The sequence below is a fragment of the Ditibartonella choladocola genome (genome assembly GCF_002007565.1).
Taxonomy (GTDB): Bacteria; Pseudomonadota; Alphaproteobacteria; order Rhizobiales; family Rhizobiaceae; genus Bartonella; species Bartonella choladocola.
Window position 1 is genome coordinate 2,496,161 of sequence record NZ_CP015625.1, and the last position, 24,251, is coordinate 2,520,411.

21 protein-coding genes and 1 riboswitch are annotated in these 24,251 nt (G+C 47.4%); of the genes, 14 read left to right on the forward strand and 7 right to left on the reverse strand.

What is annotated here, in order from left to right:
• Positions 1 to 3 precede the first annotated feature (3 nt).
• Both alr and BBC0122_RS10820 read left to right on the forward strand, forming a co-directional pair.
• On the forward strand, positions 4 to 1,149 hold the full coding sequence (gene alr, locus BBC0122_RS10815; RefSeq protein WP_077994676.1) for an alanine racemase: 1,146 nt from the start codon (positions 4 to 6) through the stop codon (positions 1,147 to 1,149).
• Positions 1,146 to 2,402 carry a D-amino acid dehydrogenase gene (locus BBC0122_RS10820; RefSeq protein WP_077993741.1) on the forward strand — a complete coding sequence of 419 codons (1,257 nt, stop codon included), beginning with the start codon at positions 1,146 to 1,148 and terminating at the stop codon, positions 2,400 to 2,402. Before alr ends, BBC0122_RS10820 begins: the two co-directional genes overlap by 4 nt.
• A 535-nt stretch (positions 2,403 to 2,937) precedes the next feature.
• Here the strand turns inward: BBC0122_RS10820 and gcvP are convergent.
• The 4 genes from gcvP to crcB form a co-directional block, all read right to left on the reverse strand.
• The gene (gcvP, locus tag BBC0122_RS10830) at positions 2,938 to 5,733 is read right to left on the reverse strand and encodes an aminomethyl-transferring glycine dehydrogenase (RefSeq protein ID WP_077993743.1); all 2,796 of its coding nucleotides are present in this window, start codon (positions 5,731 to 5,733) and stop codon (positions 2,938 to 2,940) included.
• Positions 5,734 to 5,737: 4 nt separating this feature from the next.
• Positions 5,738 to 6,106 carry a glycine cleavage system protein GcvH gene (gcvH, locus tag BBC0122_RS10835; protein ID WP_077993745.1) on the reverse strand — a complete coding sequence of 123 codons (369 nt, stop codon included), beginning with the start codon at positions 6,104 to 6,106 and terminating at the stop codon, positions 5,738 to 5,740.
• Between the two features lie 5 nt (positions 6,107 to 6,111).
• Positions 6,112 to 7,218: a glycine cleavage system aminomethyltransferase GcvT gene (gene gcvT / locus BBC0122_RS10840; RefSeq protein WP_077993747.1), complete on the reverse strand. Its 1,107-nt coding sequence runs from the start codon at positions 7,216 to 7,218 to the stop codon at positions 6,112 to 6,114.
• A gap of 143 nt (positions 7,219 to 7,361) precedes the next feature.
• Positions 7,362 to 7,464: riboswitch (glycine riboswitch) on the reverse strand.
• Positions 7,465 to 7,656: 192 nt separating this feature from the next.
• Complete coding sequence (gene crcB / locus BBC0122_RS10845; protein WP_077993749.1) at positions 7,657 to 8,040, reverse strand: fluoride efflux transporter CrcB; 384 nt, start codon at positions 8,038 to 8,040, stop codon at positions 7,657 to 7,659.
• Positions 8,041 to 8,210: 170 nt separating this feature from the next.
• Here crcB and BBC0122_RS10850 point away from each other — a divergent pair, with 170 nt between their 5' ends.
• The 11 genes from BBC0122_RS10850 to BBC0122_RS10905 all read left to right on the forward strand — a co-directional run bounded on the left by BBC0122_RS10850 (position 8,211) and on the right by BBC0122_RS10905 (position 17,868).
• Entirely contained in the window at positions 8,211 to 8,717 is a 507-nt protein-coding gene (locus BBC0122_RS10850; protein WP_077993751.1) for a prolyl-tRNA synthetase associated domain-containing protein, read from the forward strand.
• A 70-nt stretch (positions 8,718 to 8,787) separates the two neighbouring features.
• Entirely contained in the window at positions 8,788 to 9,738 is a 951-nt protein-coding gene (gene trxA / locus BBC0122_RS10855; protein ID WP_077993753.1) for a thioredoxin, read from the forward strand.
• A gap of 105 nt (positions 9,739 to 9,843) precedes the next feature.
• A complete protein-coding gene (locus BBC0122_RS10860; protein WP_077993754.1) occupies positions 9,844 to 10,509 on the forward strand; it encodes an LON peptidase substrate-binding domain-containing protein in 666 nt (221 codons plus the stop codon).
• A gap of 36 nt (positions 10,510 to 10,545) precedes the next feature.
• A complete protein-coding gene (locus tag BBC0122_RS10865; protein WP_077993756.1) occupies positions 10,546 to 10,737 on the forward strand; it encodes a Trm112 family protein in 192 nt (63 codons plus the stop codon).
• A 159-nt stretch (positions 10,738 to 10,896) separates the two neighbouring features.
• On the forward strand, positions 10,897 to 12,009 hold the full coding sequence (gene leuB, locus BBC0122_RS10870) for a 3-isopropylmalate dehydrogenase (RefSeq protein ID WP_077993758.1): 1,113 nt from the start codon (positions 10,897 to 10,899) through the stop codon (positions 12,007 to 12,009).
• 659 nt (positions 12,010 to 12,668) lie between these two features.
• A complete protein-coding gene (locus BBC0122_RS10875) occupies positions 12,669 to 13,703 on the forward strand; it encodes an aspartate-semialdehyde dehydrogenase (protein ID WP_077972742.1) in 1,035 nt (344 codons plus the stop codon).
• 727 nt (positions 13,704 to 14,430) lie between these two features.
• Positions 14,431 to 14,616 carry a hypothetical protein gene (locus BBC0122_RS10885; RefSeq protein WP_077993762.1) on the forward strand — a complete coding sequence of 62 codons (186 nt, stop codon included), beginning with the start codon at positions 14,431 to 14,433 and terminating at the stop codon, positions 14,614 to 14,616.
• Between the two features lie 250 nt (positions 14,617 to 14,866).
• A complete protein-coding gene (locus BBC0122_RS10890) occupies positions 14,867 to 15,697 on the forward strand; it encodes a MetQ/NlpA family ABC transporter substrate-binding protein (RefSeq protein WP_077993764.1) in 831 nt (276 codons plus the stop codon).
• Complete coding sequence (locus BBC0122_RS10895) at positions 15,691 to 16,737, forward strand: methionine ABC transporter ATP-binding protein (protein ID WP_369805751.1); 1,047 nt, start codon at positions 15,691 to 15,693, stop codon at positions 16,735 to 16,737. Before BBC0122_RS10890 ends, BBC0122_RS10895 begins: the two co-directional genes overlap by 7 nt.
• Positions 16,730 to 17,389: a methionine ABC transporter permease gene (locus tag BBC0122_RS10900; protein WP_077993766.1), complete on the forward strand. Its 660-nt coding sequence runs from the start codon at positions 16,730 to 16,732 to the stop codon at positions 17,387 to 17,389. Before BBC0122_RS10895 ends, BBC0122_RS10900 begins: the two co-directional genes overlap by 8 nt.
• 26 nt (positions 17,390 to 17,415) lie before the next feature.
• Entirely contained in the window at positions 17,416 to 17,868 is a 453-nt protein-coding gene (locus BBC0122_RS10905) for a hypothetical protein (protein ID WP_077993767.1), read from the forward strand.
• A 613-nt stretch (positions 17,869 to 18,481) separates the two neighbouring features.
• Here the strand turns inward: BBC0122_RS10905 and BBC0122_RS10910 are convergent.
• Positions 18,482 to 20,791: a Tex family protein gene (locus BBC0122_RS10910; RefSeq protein ID WP_077993769.1), complete on the reverse strand. Its 2,310-nt coding sequence runs from the start codon at positions 20,789 to 20,791 to the stop codon at positions 18,482 to 18,484.
• A 157-nt stretch (positions 20,792 to 20,948) separates the two neighbouring features.
• On the opposite strand from BBC0122_RS10910, the gene BBC0122_RS10915 reads away from it, so the two are divergent.
• The gene (locus tag BBC0122_RS10915; protein WP_077993770.1) at positions 20,949 to 22,064 is read left to right on the forward strand and encodes an alkene reductase; all 1,116 of its coding nucleotides are present in this window, start codon (positions 20,949 to 20,951) and stop codon (positions 22,062 to 22,064) included.
• 78 nt (positions 22,065 to 22,142) lie between these two features.
• Here BBC0122_RS10915 and BBC0122_RS10920 read toward each other — a convergent pair whose 3' ends face one another.
• Complete coding sequence (locus BBC0122_RS10920; protein WP_077993772.1) at positions 22,143 to 23,114, reverse strand: WD40 repeat domain-containing protein; 972 nt, start codon at positions 23,112 to 23,114, stop codon at positions 22,143 to 22,145.
• A gap of 16 nt (positions 23,115 to 23,130) precedes the next feature.
• Positions 23,131 to 24,222 (reverse strand): CobW family GTP-binding protein, encoded by a 1,092-nt coding sequence (locus BBC0122_RS10925; protein ID WP_077994678.1) that lies wholly within the window; start codon positions 24,220 to 24,222, stop codon positions 23,131 to 23,133.
• Positions 24,223 to 24,251: the final 29 nt, after the last annotated feature.

Here is a 24,251-nt window from a genome sequence, read left to right on the forward strand (position 1 = left end):
GAAATGGGTGAAATTCAAAACAACAATAAAATTCCGACATCAGCCTATGGGGCAATTCTCACAATCAATCTTGATGCCATTGTCGAAAATTACAACACGATAAAAAAAATGGTTGCTCCGGCACAAAGTGCTGCTGTTGTCAAAGCCGACGCTTATGGCCTTGGTGCTCAAAAAGTCGCACCCTTGCTTTATGAAGCAGGATGCCGGTTTTTCTTTGTAGCAGAACTTGTCGAGGCATTCCGGCTTAAAGATGAGTTGCCGACAGATGCTTCCATTGCTGTTTTGAATGGCATTTTACCGGGAACGGAAAAAATAACGGCGGAAGCCGAAATCATTCCGGTTCTGAATTCCTGGGAAGCTATTCTTGACTGGCAAAAATTATGCGCGAGCGAAGCAAAGCGTTTACCCGCAATCATCCAGATTGACACCGGCATGTGCCGCTTGGGGCTTGATAATAGCGAGCTTTACCGCCTTGTCGCCGACCCGTCGATTTTTAACGACGCGGATATAAAACTGGTTATCAGCCATTTGGCCAAAAGCGACGAGGAAAATAGCCCTGCCAATCCTGCCCAGCTTGAAGCAATGAAGAAGGCACTTGCCAAACTGCCAACTTCAAAAGTTGCGCTTGCTGCTTCCGGCGGGATTTTCTTGAACACCGGTTATCATTTCAACATGGTGCGCCCCGGAATTGCCCTTTACGGTGTTGACCCGCTCGGCAAAAGCCCGACAGTTATCAAACCGGTTGTCAGCCTTGACGCCCATGTTATCCAGACACGCCATGTTCCCGCTGGTTCGGCAATCGGCTATGGTGGAACATTTATAACCGAACGGCCAAGCACAATCACAACAATATCGGTGGGCTATGCCGATGGTTGGTTAAGGGCACTCGGCAATAAAGGTTCGGTTTATTTCAAAGGGGTGCGCGTGCCGATTGTTGGCCGCGTTTCGATGGATTCCATCACACTTGATACAACGCATCTTGGTGAAAATGCACCAAAAGCCGGTGATCTTGTCGAACTCATCGGCAAGCACCAATCGCTTGACGATGTTGCTCGCGATGCCGGCACGATACCTTATGAAATTCTAACGTCGCTCGGTCATCGTTACGAGCGCATCTATGTGAAAAACCGCGAGGGAAACAAAAAATGAAAGTGCTTGTTCTGGGAAGTGGTGTCGTTGGTGTAACTTCAGCTTGGTACCTCAATAAAGCAGGCCACGAAGTCACGGTCATTGATCGTGAAGAAGGGCCTGCGCTGGAAACAAGCTATGCCAATGCCGGTCAGGTTTCTTTCGGATATACAACCCCCTGGGCACAGCCGGGGCTGACGCTCAAAGCATTGAAAATGATGCGGCAAGCCAATCCGCCACTTATTATTCACCCCACTTTCAGCCTCGACCAGATGAAGTGGCTCTTTGCAATGTTTATCAATTGCAATGAAAACCGTTACAAGAAAAACAAATCCCTGATGGTGCGCGTATCCGACTATGCCGCCAAATGCCTTCAGGCCTTGCGCGAAGAAACATCTATCCATTACGACGAACGCATGCAGGGCACGATCCAGCTTTTCCGCGATCCCCACCAGCTTGAAGCGGCCAACAAGGATGTCGAGGTTCTCAAAGCAGATGGCATTGCCTTTAAGATGCTCGATAGTGACGGTTGCGTTGCCGCAGAACCCGGATTGGCACCGTTAAAAGATAAAATCGTTGGTGGATTGCAAACCCCTGAAGATGAAACCGGCGATTGCCAGATGTTTACAACCAAACTTGCAAAACTCGCGGTCGATAAAGGGGTTGAATTTTCCTATAATACAATAATCAATAAACTTCTCGTTGAGGGCGGTAAAATTACCGGCGTGGAAACGTCACGCGGTGTAATGCATGCCGATGCCTATCTTGTTGCAATGGGGTCTTTTACGCCGTTTCTTATTCGCGATCTCGGACTTCATGCGCCAATCTATCCGGTAAAAGGCTATTCCATTACAGTACCGATCACCGACGAGGCGAAAGCACCGGTTTCAACCGTTATTGACGATATTTACAAAGTTGCTGTTACAAGACTGGGTAATCGTATCCGCGTCGGCGGCATGGCAGAAGTTTCAGGCTATGAAATCAAGCTCACCGAACCACGCCTGAAAACCCTGCAAGAAGCTTTGGAAATGATGTTTTCCGGCTCCTATGATAAAGACTTCAAGCCGGAACTATGGTCAGGTTTACGGCCGGTAACGCCTGACAGTGTGCCCATTATCGGCAAAACAAAATATGAAAACCTGTTTATCAATTCCGGACATGGTACTTTGGGGTGGACAATGTCGACCGGAAGTGGCCATTTGATTGCCGATATTATCAGCGGCAACAAGCCCGAAATTGACCCGACAGGACTGGACATCAGCCGGTATCAATAATTTTTCGACCAATTAAATGACAATTGAAAAACTTATGCGCTGCAACAGCCTTCTTTTAAAACAAGAAACTGTTGCAGCTTTTCATGCGCACTCTATCCGGTTTGCCTTTTCTCGCTCATGAATTGCATTTTGCGGATTATTCGTTTCGTCTTTAGGTGCTTTTCGTTCTTCCGGTTTTCTATTCCGGCCGGTTGTCCGGTTTTTTAGTTCCTGACCGTCCGTTTGATTTTTGTTCCGCATGCTTACACTTTTTTAGTGCTCGAACCGTCCGTTATTTCAGTGCTCGACCTGCCCGTAATCTTTTCAAAGTTTACTCTTCGTCGGTTCCGGAATGTCCGGAAATTTTATGGAAAATAAACAGACACAGCCAAGGCGAAAAGCTGACCGTTTTCCTCTTTCCGTTTTGTCCATTTCACCAATAGTTCTACATCATTGCGGCACCGCCGAAGATGGCGCCCCAAAACCAAAAAGAATAAAAATCCGAATAAAAAACAGAACAAAAACCAAATAAAAAACCGGCCGAAGCCGGTTTTTTTTAACGATAATTGGAAAGCGGTGGACAGGAACAAATAAGATGCCTGTCACCGGCCACATTATCAATGCGTGAAACCGGCGGCCAATATTTATCTGCCGGATCCTGAGCAGGGTCAGGAAGTGCCGCAATTTTGCGCGAATAGGCATGTGACCAATTGTCATCAATGGTATCGGCCAGAACATGCGGGGCATTGACGAGCGGATTATCATCCTTCGGCCAGACACCCTCACCCACTTTTTTGGCTTCTTCGGAAATGGCAAGAAGGGCGTTGCACAGCCTGTCAATTTCCGATTTCGGTTCGGATTCTGTGGGTTCGATCATCAATGTTCCGGGAACCGGAAACGACATCGTCGGAGCATGGAAGCCATAATCGATCAGACGTTTGGCCACATCGTCGACAGTGATGCCGTAATTATCCTTGAGGACACGCGTATCGACAATACATTCATGCGCAACACGCCCTCTTTTTCCTTTATAAAGAATCGGATAGGCCGCAGAAAGTTGCTCTGCAATGTAGTTTGCATTCAAAATTGCATTTTCGGTAGCAAGTTTCAGCCCTTCGGCGCCCATCATACGGATATACATCCATGTGATTGTGAGAATTGAAGCACTGCCAAAAGGTGCTGCCGAAACAGCATGGCTTGTCGAAAACAGTGCGTGACCGGGAACGAAAGGTTCGAGATGCTTTGAAACGCCGATCGGCCCGACACCCGGACCACCGCCGCCATGGGGAATAGCAAAAGTTTTATGCAAATTCATGTGGCAGACATCCGCGCCGACATCAGCCGGACGGGCGAGAGCAACCAGCGCATTGAGATTTGCACCGTCAAAATAGACTTGCCCGCCATTTTCGTGAATAATCTTGCAAATCTCTTTGATACTTTCTTCATAGACCCCGTGGGTTGACGGATAGGTAATCATCAAAGCAGCAAGATTGTCTTTGTGTTCGACTGCTTTTTTGCGCAAGTCTTCGACATCAACATCTCCGTCCCCTAGACAATCGACCACAACCACTTCCATTCCGGCCATATGTGCCGAAGCCGGATTTGTGCCATGGGCAGAAGCCGGAATGAGACAGATATTGCGATTATGTTCGCCATTTTTGTCGTGATAGCGGCGAATAGCAAGAAGACCGGTATATTCACCTTGTGCGCCGGAATTGGGTTGAAATGAAATGGCGCTGAAGCCGGTAATTTCACACAGCCATTTTTCAAGTTCGGAAATAAGCTGCTGATAGCCGCGACTATCGGTCTTCGGGGCAAAGGGGTGAAGATTTGCAACCTTCGGCCAGCTTAAAGGCATCATCTCGGCAGCCGCATTCAATTTCATGGTGCAGGAACCGAGCGGAATCATGGCGCGGTCAAGTGCCAGATCTTTATCGGCAAGGCGGCGCAAAAAGCGCATCATTTCGGTTTCCGATTGCACAGCATGGAAAAACGGCTGGCTTAAAAAGGAACCATCGCGTTTTTTGCCCAAGAGTTTCGACGGGGCTTTATCACTGAGCGTTGCACCGAAAAGCTTGGCAAGTGCTTTTGCGTCTTCTTCATCCGAAAGTTCATCAAAATTGATGGAAACGGTATCCTTGTCGATAACGCGTATGAGGCGGCCATCACTTTCCGCTTTTTGTTGCAGTTCATCCGCTTTACCGGCAACATTGACGGTTACACAATCGAAATAATGGTCGCCGGCAAGAGCAAAGCCCGCATCTTTGACACTGTCGCCGAACCGGCTTGCAAGATCATGAACGCGGTTGGCAATCGCCTGCAAACCTTCCGGACCATGCCAGACAGCAAAAGCTGTTGCCATATTGGCAAGGAGTGCCTGAGCAGTACAAATATTCGACGTTGCTTTGTCGCGGCGGATATGCTGTTCACGTGTCTGCAATGCAAGACGGTAGGCAACCCGCCCTTTGGTATCAATCGACTGCCCGACAATGCGTCCGGGAATCATACGTGTCAGAGCTTCGGATACCGCCAGATAACCGGCATGTGGACCGCCGAATCCCATTGGCACGCCGAAACGCTGCATCGAGCCGACAACCATATCGGCTCCCCAAAGGGCAGGCGCTTCCATGATTGTCAAAGCCAGAGGATCAGCCACAACAATAACCAATGCACCTTTGGCTTTGGCTTTCTTGATAACATCGCTATGATCGACAAAACGTCCCTTTGTGTCGGGCCATGGCAAAACGATTGCTGCCGTCTTGTCGGTGATCTCGCTCTCTAACCCGATCTCGTAACCTTGCGTTTCTGCCCTTGTTTGAGCCACCGCCAAAGTTTGCGGGTGAAGTTCGCCAAAGACAGAAATGGCCGTTTTTTTATTGCGCGAAAAGCGCACCGCAACGGCGTTTGCTTCGGCAAGTGATGTCGCTTCATCAAGAAGCGAGGCCGCCGCAATCGGCAAACCCGTCAATTCGCAGACAAGAGTCTGGAAATTGAACAACATTTCAAGCCGCCCCTGACTGATTTCTGCCTGATAGGGAGTATAGGCAGTGTACCAAGCCGGATTTTCAAAAAGATTGCGTAAAATGACAGAAGGAACAAAAGTGCCATAATAGCCCTGTCCGATAAAGCTTTTATGGAGACGATTCTGTTCCATCATGTTGTGAAGCTCGTGAAGAGCTGCCCCTTCACTTACAGCTTTTGGCAATTGAAGCGGGCGATGAAGACGGATTGCGTTCGGCACTGCCTGCTCGACCAATTCCTCAAGAGAACCAAGCCCCAATTTATGCAGCATTGCCTTTGCCTCTTCGGGCCGCGGTCCGATATGGCGTGATGAAAATGGAAGTTCCTGCATTTTATTATCCAATCATTGCGATATAGCCGGCTTCATCCATCAGGCTGTCAAGCTGGCTTGCGTCGGAAATTTTCATCTTCCACAACCAGCCCTCTTTTTCCGCCTTCTGGTTAACGAGTGCCGGATCATCGCTCAAAGCGTCATTGACTTCGCTGATCGTACCATCAACCGGTGAAAAAACATCGGATGCAGCCTTGACCGATTCGACAACGGCAACAGAATCGCCCTTTTTGACAGTGCTGCCGACTTCCGGCAATTCAACAAAAACAAGGTCGCCAAGCTGCTCCTGGGCATGGTTTGTGATGCCGACCGTTGCAAGATCACCATCAAGACTGATCCATTCATGATCTTCGGTGAAATACAGTTTAACCATGTGTTTTATCCTTTAAAATAACGATGTTCGACAAAGGGAAGTGAGTGGACAACAAGCGGTATTTTCTTACCGCGAACTTCTGTCTCAAGCTTGGTTCCGGCTTTTGCAAGGTCTATTGCAACATAACCCATTGCAACCGGCCCGTTGAATGATGGACCAAAACCACCTGATGTAACGTGACCGACAAGCTTGCCTGTCTCGTCAAAAATTTCTGCACCGGCTCGCACCGGCTGGCGTGTTTCCGGCATCAAACCGACGCGGCGGCGTGTTGCGCCATTTTTCAATGCTTCAAGAAAAGCCTTGGCACCGAAAAACTCGCCCTTTTCACGCACCGGTTTGGTGACAGCCCAGGTAATTGCCGCTTCAACCGGATTGGTTTTTGCAGTGATGTCGTTGCCATGGAGGCACAAACCCGCTTCCAGTCGCAGACTGTCGCGTGCGGCAAGGCCTATCCATGTCACGCGCGGGTCGCTCAACAGTTTTTCGGCAAGTGCTTGAGCTTCATCAACCGGCAGGCCGATTTCAAATCCATCTTCACCGGTATAGCCCGAACGTGTCATAAACCAGTTTTTCTTCGGTTCAAAACCATGCATGAACTGAAGTTCGTTACCGGGTAAGCCTGCTTTTTTAATGACATCGGCAGCTTCTGGCCCCTGTAACGCCAAAAACACGCGTTCAAGCGGTTCGATTTTGCAGTCAAAGCCGTGCGCGCGTTTTTGAAGTTCGGCAATGTCGGCTTTCGCGTTACCGGCATTGGCAACAACCATAAAACGTTTTTCGCCAAGGCGGGTGACAATGAGATCGTCAAGGATGCCCGCCTCTTCATTCAAAAGATAGTTATAACGTGACTGGCCGATTTGCAGTGCTTCAGCGTCAAGCGGCAGGGCTTTTGACAAAAAGTCGGCTGCACCATTGCCTTCAACCAGTATCAGTTTCATATGAGAAATATCGAACAGACCCGCATGGGCACGCGTATGCAAATGCTCCTTCATAACACCGAGCGGGTAAGTGAGCGGCATGTTCCATCCGGCAAAATTACCGAATTTGGCTCCGGCTTTTTCATGCATATGAAAAAGCGGTAAAGTTTTCAGGTCTTCTTGAGAGTTGCCCATAAATTGCTCCGAGGTTGCGCCAATAGACACACAATGCATCTATTTCACACCCCTCTGTCTTGAGCCTGAGAGACTTGTGGAAAGCTCTCCCCCTCCACTTACACCTTCGGCGCGGGACAAACCCGACTTTCCAGAGCTGTCTTGATCTTTTTACGGTTCCTTGTGCCTGAGAGATTACGGGCTGTTTTCCCCTTCGGCGGTCAAAACACGGTTGACTGTATTTTTACACTCTCCCGCAAAAAGATGGGAAAGGTCAAATTTACCCCTCCCTGACATAAGACCGGTTCTAGCCGATCTTCAAAGTGAAGTCATCCTTAAAAAATCGTTTCCCCCGACTATGTCGGGATATTTAGCCCATATGTTCCTGACAATTCCCCGTATGTTCCTGACAATTAATTGTGATAATCACGATGAAGCCGTTTTGTTTTTTGAAATTTTCTAATGGTTGATCTTGCTGCCGAGATAAAATCCCATAGCTGTCGCGAAAAGACAAAAGGCGACAGAAATAATAATATTGAGAAAGGCTTCACCGACTGCGCCTTTTTTCAAAAGCTCGAAGCTTTGCAAGCTGAAGGAAGAAAAAGTTGTAAAGCCGCCGCAAATCCCCACCATGACAAAAAGCCGGATGGTCTCGCCCATCGGCCATTTTGCCTGAGACATTGTGATAACGCCAAAAAAAGCGATCACAAAAGAACCGACAATATTGATAAGAATTGTTCCCCATGGCAGATTTTTACTGACCGGAACCATGAGGAGCGATAACCAGTAACGTAAAACCGTGCCCAGTGCGCCGCCAAAAGCCACCCATAATGTTGCACTCATCAGACAATCTCCTTAAAGGAAGGAAAACTATTTCAACCCAAGCACCAAATAAAACGCCGACATAAAAATTAAATGCCATAAGATAATATGACGACATAAAACAGAATGCCGCCATAAAGCAAAGTGCCGAAAAGAACAAAGTACCGAAAGAAACAACGTAAGGACTAAAAATGCCAGCAGGAAAACAGGAATTATTGGATTTTCTAAAAACACTTGGCATTCATGTCAAAACAACAACCCATCCGGCAATCTTTACAGTCAAAGAAGGGGAAGACATTAAAAAAACTATCGCCGGCGCCCATACCAAGAATCTGTTTCTGAAAGACAAGAAGGGGCATTATTTTCTGGTGACACTCGGAGCCCATTCGGTTGTCGACCTTAAACATCTTCATGATAAAATCGGTGCATCGGGGCGCCTTTCCTTTGGCAGCCCTGAAAAACTTTCCGAATATCTCGGCCTTTATCCGGGTGCTGTCAGCGTTTTCGGTCTGATAAATGACAAAGACAATCATGTAACATTCATTCTTGATAAGGCGCTTTACAATCACCCTATTATCAATTGCCACCCGATGACCAACGAGGCTACAACCTCTATTGCGCGAGAAGATCTCGTAAAATTTGTTCGCGCCACAAATCATGAACCGCTTATTATTCAGGTTTCAGAGGAAGAGGGTTGAAATTAACAAGCAAAGGCACGATTTTGAGAATAGAAACGAATAGATATTTCGTAAGAAGCAGGACTTGATAATGAGTGACAATCCTTTTGCGCCACAAGGCGGGCAAATGAATGCAAATGTAAATCTGGCCAATCAAACAGGCGCGGCAGATAATTCTGTCATCAAGGATACAACAACGGCCGATTTTTCAAAGGATGTCCTTGTCGAATCAAAAAAACAACCTGTTATCGTCGATTTTTGGGCAACATGGTGCAACCCGTGCAAGCAATTGGGGCCTGTTCTCGAAAAAGTTGTCAGGGAAGCAAAAGGCGCTGTCAAACTCGTCAAACTCGACATTGATAAACATCCGGCCATTCCCGGCCAGATGGGAATCCGTTCCGTACCTGCCGTCATTGCTTTTGTTGATGGTCACCCTGTTGACGGTTTTATGGGGGCAGTACCGGAAAGCGAAGTCAAGAAATTTGTTGCAAAACTCACCGGTAACGAAAAAGAAGCAGCAATTGACGAAGCTTTGGAGACAGCCAATGAATTGCGCAAAAGCGGCGATGTGACAGGCGCTGCTACTTTTTATGCGCAAATTCTGAAACAGGCACCTGATAATGTCACCGTTATTGCCGCTTTTGCCGATATGCTTGTCGAACATGGTGAACTCGATCAGGCAAAAGGCATTCTCAAAGCAGTGCCGGATGCCAAAAAGTCAGACCCTGCCATTCGTGCTGTCGAAGCGAAAATTGCTCTTAAAGAAGAAACCGCCAAATTGGGCGACCCGACAGCATTGAAAAAACGCATTGCCGAAAATCCGAAAGATTATCAGGCAGCCTATGACCTTGCTCTTGTTTATAATGCTGAAAACAAGCGGGATGAAGCGGCCGATTTGCTGCTCGGCATCATGAAAGCAGACAGGACGTGGAATGATGACGGTGCAAGAAAACAATTATTGCAGTTTTTTGAAGCCTGGGGTGCGATGGATCCGTCAACATTGACCGCGCGTAGAAAACTGTCATCATTATTGTTTTCTTGATGATGTGCTTTTATGCTCCCCTCAAGATTTCACCATCATCGGGACGATAGAAATACGTCTCTTCAAGATTTTGTAACCTGTTATGGCTCTGGACGATAAAAAACAATGAAAGCTGGAAATGCCCACTATATTCAGGTGAAAGACCTGCCCGATGAAATCGGTCTGTTTCCGCTCGAAGGGGTTCTGCTTTTGCCGAACGGTTATTTGCCGCTTAATGTTTTCGAGCCGCGTTATCTGGAACTTGTTGAAGATGCGATGAAAGGAAACCGGTTGATCGGCATTATCCAGCCAGAGCCGGAATCAAATAATACCGAAAAGCCGGAGCTTTATAAAACCGGCTGCATCGGGCGCATCACAAGTTTTGCCGAAACCGGAGATGGCCGGTTGATGATCGGCTTGCAGGGGGTATGTCGTTTCAAACTCGAAAAAGAAATTGCAAGTGACAAACCTTACCGGATTGCCAAAATTACGATTGATGAAAGTGACCTTGTCGAACAACAGGATGCAGGCGATAAAATCAATCGCGAAGAGCTTCTTGATACTTTTGAAAAATTTCTCGACGCTCATGAAATGGAAGCCGATTGGGATTCGATCATGCAGGCACCGACAGAATCACTCGTCAATGCGCTTTCTATCATGGCGCCTTTCGGTGCTGCCGAAAAGCAGGCACTTCTTGAAGCACCCGATATTGTTGCCCGTGCTGCAACCCTCGTTGCTTTGACAGAACGCTCGCTCATGGAACATAGTGGTGATGATAAACCGCTCAATTGAACGCTGTCCGCGGTTCAAACGCTTGGATATGATCTGATGGTCAAATATTCGACCGACCCGAAAATGCTTGAACTCCTCATATGCCCTGTAACAGGGGGTGAGCTTCACTATGACAAAGAACGGCAGGAACTCGTTTCCAAAAAAGCACGACTGGCTTTTCCCATTCGTGACGGTATACCGATTATGCTCGCCTCGGAGGCGCGCCCATTGGAAGAAAACGAAATATAATTTTTCCAAAACCTTGTTTCGCTTTCAAAAGAGCATGCTATAACATCAAATGCGATCACATTATTCCAATCAGGGCGGGTGATCCTTTATATTATTATGTGCAAAGGTTTGGATCTTTCGTGTCCAACCGTTTCGACTATTTGAGAGGGCGCAATCGTTATGGCTTCCAGAAAACTATTTCTTCTTCCCGGCGACGGAATCGGCGTTGAGTCGATGGCCGAAGTGAAAAAAATTATTGCTTATATGGATAAAGAACTCGGACTTGATTTCGAGTGCGAGGAAGGGCTTGTCGGGGGTGCCGCCTATGATGCTCATGGTACGGCAATTTCTGAAGAAGATATGAAACGGGCTTTGGCGGCCGATGCGGTGCTTTTTGGTGCTGTTGGCGGCCCGAAATGGGCAAAAGTCCCTTATGAGGTGAGACCTGAAGCGGGGTTGTTGCGGCTTCGTAAGGATCTCGGTCTGTTTGCCAATTTGCGACCGGCCATTTGCTACCCTTCGCTTGCTTCGGCTTCATCGCTTAAACGCGAGCTTGTCGACGGGCTTGATATATTGATTGTACGCGAATTGACAGGCGGCGTCTATTTTGGCGAACCGAAAGAAATCATCGACCTCGGCCATGGGCAAAAACGCGCAATTGATACCCAGATTTACGACACTTACGAGATCGACCGCATTGCAAGAGTTGCTTTCGACCTTGCACGCACCCGCAAAAACAAAGTGACTTCTCTTGAAAAACACAATGTCATGAAAACCGGCATTCTCTGGAACGAAGTCGTTACCGAGGTTCACGACAAGGACTATAAGGATGTAACGCTTGAACATATGCTGGCTGATTCCGGTGGCATGCAATTGGTGCGTGCGCCCAAGCAGTTCGATGTTATTGTAACCGACAATCTTTTCGGTGATATTTTCTCCGATATTGCGGCCATGCTTACGGGCTCGCTCGGTATGTTGCCTTCTGCTTCTCTTGGCGAAGAAGACAAGAAAACCGGCAAACGTCATGCGCTTTACGAACCGGTTCATGGTTCCGCTCCCGACATTGCCGGAAAAGGCATTGCCAACCCTATCGCAATGATAGCGTCACTTGCTATGTGCCTGCGCTATTCTTTCCTCATGGGGGCAGAAGCCGACCGGCTGGAAAAAGCGATTTCTGCCGTTCTTGATGATGGTGTGCGTACAGCCGACATTTATTCGGAAGGCATGAAAAAAGTTTCAACCGGTGAGATGGGAGACGCCATTTTGCAAAAATTCAAAACGATGGTTGCTTGAAACCCGCTTTCAATCGGGTTTATTGAAGGCGATCTTGCGGGAGAAACCGAACTGTCTTCCCTGCCGGTCAAATTCAAATAATGCCGCTGAATATAGGTTAAATGAGCTCATTTTATTCGGCCAAAGCAGGCGGCTACAGAATGTAAAAGCAATAAGGCGGTGGAAAAACACCGCCTTTTTTTAAATTTTGCACCCGTTTTCTTGTGCTTAAAAAATGGCAAACTGACACAATCCGTTTTCTAAAATTTCATTCCGCAATCATTCGGTTAAAATGCTCCCGTTTTTCAAAATATCTTTTATTTTTTCTTTGTAAGTTGAATTTTCATAAAACCTCCATAAGTGACAAGAAATTCAACATGAAAAACAGGCGATTGTTGTTGTGTTTCTTGACAGAAGTGCAAAATAAGTTAAAAGCGATGTGGTCAAGGAGTTTTTAAATGGACTTTACTCGCTTCCATAGCTATCGGTTTTCAAGCTGCAATCGCGGCTTCGATGACTGCTGCGCAGCCTTGACAATTATTGGCCACAAAAAAACGACAAAGAAAATTATCTGACGTCCCTTGGCCAACCTGCTCTCTCCCGGGTCCGGCCCGGGGGGTAAGCCTGACGGCCGCCGGGCTTCTTCACAAAACACGGAGAGAGACAGGAGTTCTGATTAAATGGGTTTTAAGGTTGCTGTTGTTGGTGCCACGGGAAATGTTGGACGGGAAATGCTCAACATTCTTGAAGAGCGCGGTTTTCCGGCTGATGAAGTTGTACCGCTTGCCTCGCATCGGTCATTGGGAACAGAAGTTTCCTTCGGTGACAAAACACTGAAAGTAAAAGTTCTCGATAATTACGATTTTTCCGACACCGATATTTGCCTGATGTCTGCCGGTGGCAATGTTTCCAAAGAATGGGCACCGAAAATCGGCGCGGCCGGTGCTGTCGTTATCGATAATTCTTCGGCCTGGCGTTATGATATTGATGTTCCGCTCATTGTTCCGGAAGTCAATCCGGATGCTATTGACGGCTTCAAAACACACAATATCATTGCCAATCCGAACTGTTCGACAGCCCAGCTTCTGGTTGCTTTAAAACCGTTGCACGATGCCGCAACCATCAAGCGCGTTGTGGTTTCAACCTATCAATCGGTTTCGGGTGCCGGAAAGGCCGGAATGGACGAGCTTTTCGAGCAATCGCGCGCGGTTTTTGTGGCTGATCCTATTACAGTGCGCAAATTCACGAAACGTATTGCTTTCAACGTTATTCCCCATATCGACGTATTCATGGAAGACGGCTACACCAAAGAAGAATGGAAAATGGTTGCCGAAACCAAAAAAATGCTCGACCCGAAAATCAAGCTTACTGCTACTGCCGTTCGTGTTCCGGTTTTCATCGGCCATGGCGAAGCCGTCAATGTCGAGTTTGAAAAGCCCATCAGTGCCGATGAAGCACGTGAAATCCTGCGCAACGCCCCCGGCTGTCAGGTTGTCGACAAGCATGAGGATGGCGGCTATATGACACCTTATGAATCAGCCGGAGAAGACGACACATTTGTTAGCCGTATCCGCGAAGATATTACCGTTGAAAACGGCCTGTCTTTCTGGGTTGTTGCCGATAATTTGCGCAAAGGTGCTGCTCTTAATGCGGTGCAGATTGCCGAACTTCTGATTGCGCGCAATCTGATTACACCCAAGAAAGCCCAAGCATAAAAGCTTGTCGTCACAAATTATTCCGGCTTTGCGCTTCAAAGCCGTTTAAAAAAACCATCCCCTGTAGAGAACTTTTACAGGGGATATTTTTTGAATTGAAAGCGTGGCGAGGGCTTTGTAATTTTCGCCCAAAGCTTGTTGACTTTCTCGTGCAGATTGTCACCGGTCACCTTTCATTGTCACCGGTCATCTTTCAAAGGCGGGATTTCTTTTAATTATAAAGTATAAAGCCCTGCTTTTACCGGCCTGACCTTTCAAAAAAGATTTTTTAAAATAACGGTCATACTGTTATTGACGAGAATTGCCGGTCGGAAAAATGCGAGAAAAATTTTATAAAAAGATTTTTTTAAAAAAGCTGAGTTCCGGATCAATCTGTCGGGCAATAGAGAACAAAAACATAAAATATCCGATTTCAAATGAATTGCACAACAGCTTGCAAGCTCGAATGATCGGCTTTACCCGATAACGCCCGAATTGGAATTGACGACTCATAAGAAATGTCGCCACTTTGAAGGAATTTGAAGTCAATCCACGTTTTTCATGAGCAAATGCCACCGGTAACAAACAATTTAAAACCATTTTAAAAAGCAAAACTGCGGCTAATTGGCATTTTTTGCCAAAAGATATTTTTTTTACCTTTGCAACAATCACGATTGTATATAAAACAAAATAAAGAAAACCATGCAGAAATACCGGTCAATCAACCGGTAATATGTGGAGGCAAAAAATGTTACGTGCTGTTGCACAGGCGATATTAGATTGTGCCGGTTATATCACCGCACTTTTTATTCCTGAAGATGCAACGAATTTTGACTTCATCCGTATGGGCGTAGCACTTGTCATGTTGATTTTATTCTCGATTCTTTGCTGGCTACTTCCCCAGCTTTTTCATAATGGCAAGCGGCCTAATTAATTTGCGAAAAATATTTTCATCAATTTGATTGTTTATAAAAAAATCATCCTGCAACTGAACTGATAGCTATTGAAAATGTTGCTTGGTTTTTATACCACTTCCGTTAAAACAGAATGGCATACTGGTCATGAGTTCCCGGTTCTTTTTTAAATCCGGATTGGGACTTTATCAGGCCGATCAACAAACCGGAATTTTTCAGCCTATGTTTTGAGATGAAACATTCTGAAAATTAACACGAAGGGTTTCAACAATGTTTCTCGATAAGATCAACAGACGTACAGTTCTAGGACTTGCTTTTTCTTTTGCCACTTTTGCAAGTGTTTCAACTTTAGCGCCGGTTCTGGCTCATGCCGAAGATAAAACCAGTATCAAGCTTGGAACAATGGAAGGCGAAGAATCGGAAGTCTGGAAGGTTGCAGCTCAGGAAGCCAAAAAACAGGGTCTCAACATTGATCTTGTTTTTTTCTCCGATTACGCCTTACCGAATGAAGCCGTCAACTCCGGTGATATTGACGCAAATTCATTCCAGCATAAACCCTATCTCGACGCACAAATCGAACAGCGTGGCTACAAGCTTTCGGTCGTAGGCTATACAGTGCTTTTCCCGATGGGTGTCTACTCCCACAAAATCAAAGACTTGAAAGAGCTTCGTGATGGTGCTGTCGTCGGCGTTCCCAACGACCCGTCAAATGGCGGCCGCGCCTTGCGGCTTTTGAACGATATGGGGCTTATCAAGCTCAAAGACCCGAACAATGTTCTTGCCACCAAACTCGATATTGTCGAAAACCCGAAAAAACTCGAAATTCGCGAGCTTGATGCCGGTATGCTCGGTCGCGCCATCGATGATTTCGACATTGCGATTGTCAATACCAACTGGGCTTTGACCACTGGCCTCAAACCTGAAAAAGATGCGATTGCATGGGAAAAGTCCGAAAACAATCCCTATAACAATATTATTGTCGTACGCACCGCCGATAAAGACGAGCCATGGGTGAAAAAACTCGTTGCTGCCTATAATTCGGAACCCGTTCGCGCAAAAATCAAGGAAGTGTTTGGCGTAACTGCCCAGCCATTATGGTAAATTCAAAAATGGGTTCAACATCCGAACCAATCATATCACTTAAAAATATCAGCCGCCGTTTTTCCCGAACGGCGGCCGTTGACCATTTGTCACTCGATATTGAAAAAGGCGAAATTCTTGGAATTATCGGGCGCAGCGGAGCCGGTAAATCGACGCTTATTCGCTGTCTCAATGGTCTTGAACGTATTGATGAAGGACAAATCTTCTTTGAAGGCCATGACGTTTCGCATTTGAGCGAAAGCGAATGGGCGCCCTATCGTCAACGCATCAGTATGATTTTCCAGCATTTCAACCTGTTGTCATCGAAACGTGTGATCGACAATATTGCGTTGCCGCTAAAGCTTGCCGGTGTGCCGAAAGAAAAGCGCCGCGAACGGGCAATGGAACTTATCGAACTTGTGAGCCTCAAAGGCAAAGAGCTGCATTTTCCGGCAGAGCTTTCCGGCGGGCAAAAACAGCGCGTCGGCATTGCCAGAGCATTGGCGGCAAATCCGAAAGTGCTCCTATCCGATGAGGCAACGTCTGCACTCGATCCGGAAACAACCCAATCCATCCTTGAATTGATTGCCGATATTAATAAAAGGCTCAACCTCACCGTTGTTCTGATTACCCACGAAATGGAAGTCGTAAGCTCCATTGCCAACAGGGTTGTTGTGCTTAACAAGGGAAAAATTGTCGAAGAAGGTCGGGTAAGAGATATTTTTGCCTCTCCGCAAGATGATACTACCATTGCGATGCTGCGCATTGTGACACCGCAATTACCGGCCGAATTTGCCAAAAGGTTGAAGCCCGAAGGAGATGAAGCCGTTATCGAGCTCAATATTGCCGGTGACGTGGCAAGAGAGCCATTCCTGCACCTCATCGAATATGAAAGCGGACTGATTCCGCGTATTCTTCACGGCGGCATTGATACGATTCAGGGTGAACCGGTTGGCCGTTTCTTTTTAGGCCTTCCGGCAAAAGACAAAGACAAACTTGACAAGGCGGTTTCCTGGCTTATCAAGCATGGTCGCTATTGCGAGGTTCTCGGTTATGTATGATGTCCTTTCAAAAGAATTGCCGAAAGCAATTATAGACACCATCATCATGACGGTGAGTTCTTCGCTTATGGCGCTCATTCTGGGGCTGCCGATCGGCCTTATCCTTTATATGACCGCAAAGGGAAGCCTGTTTCCCAAAGAAAATCTCAACAGATTACTGAGCTTCCTCGTCAATTGTGTGCGCGCCATTCCGTTTATCATTTTCGCTTTCTATCTTCTTCCCGTGACGCGCATTGTTGTTGGAACCGGTGTTGGCATCAGATCTGTTATTTTTGTGCTGATATTATCGGCGACACCACTTTATGCACGTTTGGCAGAACTGTCATTTCGTGGAGTTGATAAAGGGCTTGTCGAAGCTATCCGCTCGATGGGCGCTTCACGGATGCAAATTGTTACCAATGTCATTGTACCGGAATCATTTTCAAGTCTGGTGACCGGCTTTACTGTGATGGTTATTTCAATTATTAGTGCAACGTCGCTTGCCGGTTTTCTGGGGGGTGGCGGTCTTGGTGACATGGCTATCCGCTATGGCTACCAACGCTACAATCCGGAGATTATGAACATCGTTATCGGTGTTCTGATTATCATGAATCTGGTTGTGCAATCCTTTGGCGACCGTTTGGCGCGCAAGCTTGACCACTCGAAACGTTAGCTATTTCACTTGAGACGGGGAAAATAATGATGAAAGATAATAATAGACCGAAGACAAATTTTGTGTCTATCGTGCCGATTGCCACTTTAATTGCCGCTTCCATGCTGCTTTCCGGCTGTGGCGGACGCGACGCCCATCCGGTCGCTTTGACCAATCCGAACGACAGTGTCATGGATTGTGCAGGTATTTCACGAGAATTCCAAGCCAATGAACGCCAGATTCAGGCAGTCATCCATGAGCGCACAAATGCACAAGGAAAGAATGTTGCATTGGGGGCAGCGGGTATTTTCTTCTTTCCTGCGTGGTTTTTTATGGATCCGAAATCGCCGGAAAGAGTGGAAATTGATGCCTTGCGCAATCGTAACGGCGTTTTACAGGAAATCGCACGCACCAAAAACTGTGCTCCTATGCAATCGCAATTGACGGAAGCCTATAAACAGCTAGACAGCCAAAAAGCGGCTAAGCCCCAAAAGAAATAAACGGAAAAAAATTGATTAAAATAAAAGGCCGGTTAAACCGGCTTTTTGTTTTTATAGTGCTCATAATTGTTCACGATTGCCCATAATGGCTTGCTTTCGGAATGCAACAAAACGGGCAAAAGAACAAAACGCCAATTTTACCAATAGAAATTCGGTTTTCCTGAAACGATGTCCGTTTTTATCATGACCTAAAAACTTTCGGGTGCACACCAGCGCCGGAGACACGCTTAAGCGTGTGCCTATCCGCCTTTCCGGCTTCTTTGGTGTTTATCCCGATTGTCGCCTGCAAATCTTTAACAGAAAAGGTTTTGATTAATGGAGACCTTCACAAGCTCTGATAAACAAGACAAATGCCTTTCGGCACAAAGCCGGAAGGCACAGCCCTTTCCGATGATGATTCAGGCCTTGTCCGATCATAAAAAGCCTTGCCCGATCATAAAAAGTCTTGTCCGATAAATCTTTTTGCCTTTTTCAAAACAGGCAAATTTCTTCTTTTAAAACACAATCATTCTTCGTTCAGCCAATAAGACACAGTTATTTTCTCATCGGCAAAGCGCGCATGTTAAAAAATTCCGGTTTGCCCCTCGAAATTTAATAGTCGTAGCGGCGTTTTTCAATGGCGTTTGCGCAATGCTTCTGCAAGAGCCGAACCGAAACTGCCCTCTTGAGAAACCGGCTTTTTATTTTTCATATTATGCAAGTGATTACGTAACGAATTTTCCGGTGAAGCGGCTTTTGCGCGACTATCCGGATTATCGGGATGTTTTTTCATGCTTAGCGAGATGCGTTTGCGTGCTGGATCAACATCAAGCACTGTCACAGAAACAATATCTCCGGCTTTTACCACTTTATGCGGATCACTCACATAAGTGTCGGCAAGTTGCGAAATATGGACAAGTCCATCCTGATGCACGCCTATATCGACAAATGCCCCAAAATTGGCGACATTGGTCACAGTTCCTTCAAGCTTCATCCCCGTTTTGAGGTCCGAAATCTCGTCGACACCTTCGGCAAATGTTGCTGTTTTGAATTCCGGCCGCGGGTCACGACCGGGTTTTTCCAATTCGCTCAAAATATCTTTAACAGTCGGCAGGCCGAACCGCTCGTCGATAAATGTTTTCGGGTCAAGTTTTTTCAAAGCTGCACTATCGCCCATCAAGGAACGCAAGTCACGACCACATGCAGCAACAATCTTGCGTGCAACACTATAGGCTTCCGGATGCACTGCCGAAGCATCAAGCGGTTCGTCGCCATTGCGGATACGCAAAAAGCCTGCGCATTGCTCGAATGTCTTTGCACCGAGCCGTGGTACAGACTTCAGCCCGTTACGATTTTTGAACGGGCCATTTTCATCACGATAAGCAACAATTGCATCGGCCAATGATGCCCCCACCCCCGAAACACGGGCAAGCAGAGATGGCGAAGCGGTGTTAAGGTCAACGCCAACGGCATTCACCGCATCTTCGACAACACCATCTAAAGCCCTCATCAGCTCGAACTGGTCGACATCATGCTGATATTGCCCGACGCCGATAGATTTCGGTTCGATTTTAACCAATTCGGCAAGCGGATCCTGCAAACGCCGTGCAATCGACACGGCCCCGCGCAGGGACACATCAAGATCGGGAAATTCGTTTGCCGCAAGTTCGGACGCCGAATAGACTGAAGCACCGGCTTCCGAAACAATGACCTTTGTCGGCCGCGGCGCTGGTATATGTTTCAACAAATCGCCAACAAGCTTTTCTGTCTCGCGGCTTGCTGTGCCGTTGCCGATGGCGATAAGATCAACCTGATGTTTTTTAATGAGAGCGGCAAGCACCGCCTCTGCACCACGAACATCATTTTTGGGCGGGAATGGATAGATGGTTGCGGTTTCCTTGAGTTTTCCGGTTTTATCGACCACTGCAACCTTGACACCGGTGCGGATACCCGGATCAAGCCCCATTGTTGCTCTTTCACCCGCCGGTGCAGCCAATAAAAGTGCTTTGAGATTACGGGCAAAAACAGCAATTGCTTCTTCATCGGCTCGTTCATGCAAATCGCGCATGAGATCAAGCGAAAGATGTAAAGATAGCTTTACCCGCCAAGCCCATAAGGCGACACTCACAAGAAAAATATCTCCGGGAAGCTGATCGCCGATTTGATAGGCCTGTTTGATAAGCTTTATGACCGGTTTTTCGCCATTTGGAATATCCTCGTCGACTTCAATATCGACATTCAGGATTTCTTCGTTACGCCCGCGAAACATTGCCAATGCGCGATGGCTCGGCACAGTCGACCATTTTTCTCTATGGTCAAAATAATCGGAAAATTTCGCACCTTCCTGCTCTTTACCGGCAACAACCTTGGCATGGATAAAGGCATGTGATTGCATATAGTGACGTAAATTTCCGACCAGTTCGGCATTTTCCGCCATGGTTTCCGAAATAATATCGCGAGCACCGTCAAGAGCAGCTTTGACATCGGCAATTTTGTCATTGATATAATCTTTGGCAAGAAGCTCCGGCTCTTCGTTCCGGTTTTTCAGAATTTCCTCGGCAAGCGGCAATAAGCCGTTTTCTTTGGCAATTTCGGCACGGGTACGCCGCTTCGGCTTGAACGGGAGATAAAGGTCTTCCAATTCGGCCTTCGAGCTTGCTTTTCTTAAAGATTCTTCCAGTTCCGGACTAAGCTTGTTCTGTTCGCGAATTGCTTGAATAATCGCTTCACGGCGTGCTTCCATTTCACGAAGATAAATGAGCCGTTCCGACAACAGGCGCAATTGTCCGTCATCAAGGCCGCCGGTTACTTCCTTGCGATAGCGGGCAATGAAGGGAATGGTTGCCCCCTCGTCAATGAGGCCGATAGCGGCAGCAACCTGTGATTGATTTGCCTTGATGTCGCCAGCAATTGTTTGGCAGATTGATTGCGCAATTGTCGTCATTCTCTTTACCAGATTCGTTCAATTTTAAGGAGAGATTACGGATCGCGAACCAGAACGCAACCATAATCGTTCCCCTCATAAAAATTAATCAAGCCCTTTTTAATCTGGCTCATTCACCTTATGTTTAAATTTGCAGCCAATATGAAAGGGGCTTTTCATGACAACACTTTTTGACCCGATCAAGGCAGGAGACCTTGTTCTAAAAAACCGCATTGCCATGGCGCCGTTGACTCGCGCTCGTTCGCCCAATGCAACACCCAATGATTTGAACGTTGTCTATTATCGCCAACGTTCGACCGCCGGTCTTATTGTCTCTGAAGGTACGGCCATTTCACAACAGGGACAAGGCAATATCGACGTTCCGGGACTTTACGAAAAAGCCCAGCTTGCCGGCTGGAAAAAAGTAACCGATGCCGTTCATGAAGCGGGCGGCAAAATTGTTGCCCAGCTTTGGCATACGGGACGTATTTCCCACAGTTCACTGCAACCTTCAGGAAAACCGCCTGTTGCCCCTTCTGCCCTTCAGGCAAAAGCCCGAACCTATATCAAAGACAAGGATGGTCAGGGCGAATTTGTTCAAACATCGACACCACGTGCATTGGACGCATCCGAAATCCCCGGCATTATCGACGATTATCGCAAAGCTGCACGCAATGCTGTAGACATTGCCGGTTTCGACGGCGTGGAAATTCACTCGGCCAATGGCTATTTGCTCGACCAGTTCTTGCGTTCCGGCTCCAATCACCGTACCGACGAATTTGGCGGTTCGATTGAGAATCGTTGCCGTTTTCCGCTGCTTGTTGCCGAAGCCGTTGCAAAAGAAATCGGCGGTGGCAGAACCGGTATCCGCATTTCTCCGGTAACCCCTGCCAATGATGCCCATGATCCGGATCCGCAGCCGCTTTTCGATTTTTATGTCGATGCTTTGGCAGCCTATGAGCTTGCTTTCATCCACCTCATTGAAGGTGCAACGGGAGGCGACCGCAATTATACCGAAGCCGATTATGCATTCGACTATAAGCGTTTGAAACACGTCTATCGCGATGCCGGTGGAAATGGAGCATGGATGGTCAATAATGGCTATACCGCCGAAATGGCTGAAAAAGCTGTAGGTTCCGGCTATGCCGATATTGTATCTTTCGGCCGTCCGTTTATTGCCAATCCCGATCTTGTCCGGCGCATCAAAGAGCATGCTCCATGGAACGAGGTTGACCAGACAACACTCTATGGCGGCAATGAAAAAGGCTATACCGATTACCCGACTTTGGGATAACCGGTTCGAGCGTTTAAATAAAAACCACCTGCGCGAGGCAGGTGGTTTTTTTATTCACAAAAATTCCGTTTTTGGCTTTCAGGCAGAAATATCGATAATGCCTGCTTCTCCGCTTTCGGAGCCGAATGCCAGCCGATAGCCTTTATCATCCCAGGTCATGGTTGAAATGGCGCCTTTTCCGGGACGGCGCAAAAGCACTTCCTTTGCATCGGCAAAGCGGATGAACAAAATCATACCGTCATTAAAACCGGCAGCAACAATGTCTTCTTCCGGATGGCAGCACACACATGTGACCATGGCATCGGCACGGGTACCGAGTTCAAGGGGGGCTTTTCCCATCGGGCCGTCTTTCGCCTGAAACGGCCAGACAATAGCCGCCGGAGCGCCGGAAGTGGCAAGCCATTTGCCTTTGGCACTCCATGACCAGCTTTTAACCTTTGCCGGATAGCCGCTCATGCGCAAATGCTGTTCGTCACTCAACCGCCATCCATGCAACGCATTTTCTTGCATCGAAGAAATGACATAACGGCCATCGGGCGAAAATGTAACCGCAAAATGTGCGCCTTTCCATGTAAGGTCGGTGGGCTTTGTGTCGGCACCAAGCCAATGCAATGTCACACCATTATATCGTGCCACCGCAAATCTTAGACCTTTTGGTGCAAAAGCAAGATCTTCCACACTGCGCTCGTGATCGAACTCCTGAAGCCCTTTACCGTCATCAGCCCATGCCGTGCGTGAAAAGGCAAAGGCGTAAGAATTGTCAGGACCGGCTGCAACCGAGGTGATCCACTTTTTTTCATGGCGGGCAAGTTCTCGACATTGAAGAGCACTTGACGTGCGGCAAATCCGGCCATCTTCACCGCCGGTAATCACCGATTTCTTGTCCCGGCTTAACGCAACAGAGGCAATCCCTTGATGTGCCTCGACCACTTTTTGTTTGTCGCCAAGCAGGGTGATTTCACCATTTGCTGTCACAAAGACCGGCTGGTCATCTAAAAATCCCGCAAACAGGCAATAGCTGTCGAGGTCACAATGTGCAATTGTCGGCATAGATTCCTCTCAAAAATCAGGCACAATTCTCGAAACCGGCTTTGAGCTTTTCGGCATCAAGTTTGCGGCCGATAAAGACCAGACGGCTTTCATGCTTTTCGCCTTCTTTCCAGGGTCTCTGGCTGTCGCCTTCCAAAATCATATGGACACCTTGCACAACATAACGGTCTTTATCGCCTTTGAAAGCGATAATGCCTTTAAGTCTTAAAATATCCGGCCCCTGTGTCTGGGTAATCTGCTGGATCCACGGGAAAAACTTGCCCGGATCAAGTTCGCCTGCCCGTAACGAGACCGATTTCACCGTTACATCATGAAGGGCTGCCCCATGGACATGTTCATCTCCGTCATGGTGGTGATGTTCGTGGTCGTGGTCATGATGATGGTGATGATGATCATGGTCGTGGTCGCATTCCGGCCCGCAAACATGCTCTTCCTCTTCCTCGTCATGATCGAGGAAATGCGGATCATTTTCAAGCGCACGGCTCAAATCGAACGCACCGCGATCAAGCACTTCGTTCAAATCGACATTGGAGCGTTGTGTGCGAAAGATAACAGCAGCAGGATTGATTGCGCGTATTGTTGCTTCAACATCGGCAAGTTCCTGCGGGGTAACGAGATCGGTTTTGTTCAAAAGGACCACATCGGCAAAAGCAATCTGGTCTTCTGCTTCGCGGCTGTCTCTCAATTCCAACGGCAAATGTTTTGCGTCGACGAGTGCCACAACAGCATCAAGCTGCGATTTTGCCCTCACATCATCATCCATGAAAAATGTCTGGGCAACCGGAACCGGATCGGCAAGACCGGTTGTTTCGATAATGATACCGTCAAACCGGCCGGGACGGCGCATCAAACCGTCGACAACACGAACAAGATCACCGCGCACTGTGCAGCAGATACAACCATTATTCATCTCGTAAATTTCTTCGTCGGATTCGACAATCAGATCATTATCAATACCGATCTCGCCGAATTCATTGACAATGACAGCATAATGCTTGCCATGATTTTCTGTCAAAATCCGGTTGAGAAGCGTGGTTTTTCCAGCTCCCAGATAGCCGGTCAACACGGTTACCGGAATTTTACGGGGTGTGTTTTCAGTCTCGCTCATAGCATGACCTTTCAAATGACGGGAATTTT

Bases quoted from the DNA above. Each gene is read 5' to 3' on its own strand.
- BBC0122_RS10920 (WP_077993772.1), bottom strand. From the start codon at position 23,114: ATGCCGACAATTGCACATTGTGACCTCGACAGCTATTGCCTGTTTGCG.
- BBC0122_RS10865 (WP_077993756.1), top strand. From the start codon at position 10,546: ATGGTCAAATATTCGACCGACCCGAAAATGCTTGAACTCCTCATATGC.
- alr (WP_077994676.1), top strand. From the start codon at position 4: ATGGGTGAAATTCAAAACAACAATAAAATTCCGACATCAGCCTATGGG.
- BBC0122_RS10915 (WP_077993770.1), top strand. From the start codon at position 20,949: ATGACAACACTTTTTGACCCGATCAAGGCAGGAGACCTTGTTCTAAAA.
- gcvP (WP_077993743.1), bottom strand. From the start codon at position 5,733: ATGCAGGAACTTCCATTTTCATCACGCCATATCGGACCGCGGCCCGAA.
- leuB (WP_077993758.1), top strand. From the start codon at position 10,897: ATGGCTTCCAGAAAACTATTTCTTCTTCCCGGCGACGGAATCGGCGTT.
- BBC0122_RS10910 (WP_077993769.1), bottom strand. From the start codon at position 20,791: ATGACGACAATTGCGCAATCAATCTGCCAAACAATTGCTGGCGACATC.
- BBC0122_RS10925 (WP_077994678.1), bottom strand. From the start codon at position 24,222: ATGAGCGAGACTGAAAACACACCCCGTAAAATTCCGGTAACCGTGTTG.
- crcB (WP_077993749.1), bottom strand. From the start codon at position 8,040: ATGAGTGCAACATTATGGGTGGCTTTTGGCGGCGCACTGGGCACGGTT.
- BBC0122_RS10850 (WP_077993751.1), top strand. From the start codon at position 8,211: ATGCCAGCAGGAAAACAGGAATTATTGGATTTTCTAAAAACACTTGGC.
- BBC0122_RS10900 (WP_077993766.1), top strand. From the start codon at position 16,730: ATGTATGATGTCCTTTCAAAAGAATTGCCGAAAGCAATTATAGACACC.
- BBC0122_RS10895 (WP_369805751.1), top strand. From the start codon at position 15,691: ATGGTAAATTCAAAAATGGGTTCAACATCCGAACCAATCATATCACTT.
- BBC0122_RS10820 (WP_077993741.1), top strand. From the start codon at position 1,146: ATGAAAGTGCTTGTTCTGGGAAGTGGTGTCGTTGGTGTAACTTCAGCT.
- BBC0122_RS10875 (WP_077972742.1), top strand. From the start codon at position 12,669: ATGGGTTTTAAGGTTGCTGTTGTTGGTGCCACGGGAAATGTTGGACGG.
- BBC0122_RS10890 (WP_077993764.1), top strand. From the start codon at position 14,867: ATGTTTCTCGATAAGATCAACAGACGTACAGTTCTAGGACTTGCTTTT.
- gcvH (WP_077993745.1), bottom strand. From the start codon at position 6,106: ATGGTTAAACTGTATTTCACCGAAGATCATGAATGGATCAGTCTTGAT.
- BBC0122_RS10860 (WP_077993754.1), top strand. From the start codon at position 9,844: ATGAAAGCTGGAAATGCCCACTATATTCAGGTGAAAGACCTGCCCGAT.
- gcvT (WP_077993747.1), bottom strand. From the start codon at position 7,218: ATGGGCAACTCTCAAGAAGACCTGAAAACTTTACCGCTTTTTCATATG.
- BBC0122_RS10885 (WP_077993762.1), top strand. From the start codon at position 14,431: ATGTTACGTGCTGTTGCACAGGCGATATTAGATTGTGCCGGTTATATC.
- BBC0122_RS10905 (WP_077993767.1), top strand. From the start codon at position 17,416: ATGATGAAAGATAATAATAGACCGAAGACAAATTTTGTGTCTATCGTG.
- trxA (WP_077993753.1), top strand. From the start codon at position 8,788: ATGAGTGACAATCCTTTTGCGCCACAAGGCGGGCAAATGAATGCAAAT.